The following is a 643-nucleotide window of genomic DNA, read 5'->3' on the forward strand; positions in this document are numbered from 1 at the left end:
TAGAAGCGCAAGGATATGAATTAGTATCCGACGGATACCCTGCGGATGGCTTTACCTTTAATACTGATGGCCCAACCTTTACGGTTGTGCTCAAACACAAGACTAAGGAAGTTACGCCAGACAATCCAGGAACTCCAGGTCAACCAGTTGATCCAAACAACCCAACTGGACCAAAGTATCCTGACGGAACTAGTAAGACTGATCTCACTAAGAACGTTACTAGAACCATTCACTACGTTGATAAGAATGGTAACAAGTTAGCTGATGATGTGGTTCAATCAACTACCTTTACTAGAACGGCAACGTTTGATCAAGTTACTGGTAAGGTAACTTACAGTGCATGGACGACTAAGAGTGACGTCTTGAGTGGGGTTAACTCGCCAGTTATCAATGGTTACTACACCAACACTGCTTCAGTTGGACAAGCAACGGTTAACGCTGATTCTAACGACTCCGAAGTAACGGTCGTTTACTACGCCTTAGGTCACTTAGTTCCTGATGTTCCGGGCAGTCACCCGATCGTTTATCCAAATGATCCCAACAACCCAAGTGATGCCGGTAATCCACTTATCCCTGACATTCCTGGATACACTCCAGTTGATAAGAACGGGAACAAGTTGGTCCCTGGCACACCATATCCGAT

At 45.3% G+C, this 643-nt stretch carries 1 protein-coding gene; it reads left to right on the top strand.

The window, feature by feature from the left end:
- On the top strand, positions 1-643 hold a 643-nt coding region (locus AC6UD4_RS07195; RefSeq protein ID WP_500694598.1), incomplete at both ends, for a mucin-binding protein.

Source organism: Fructilactobacillus sp. X3R5C2 (assembly GCF_059901175.1).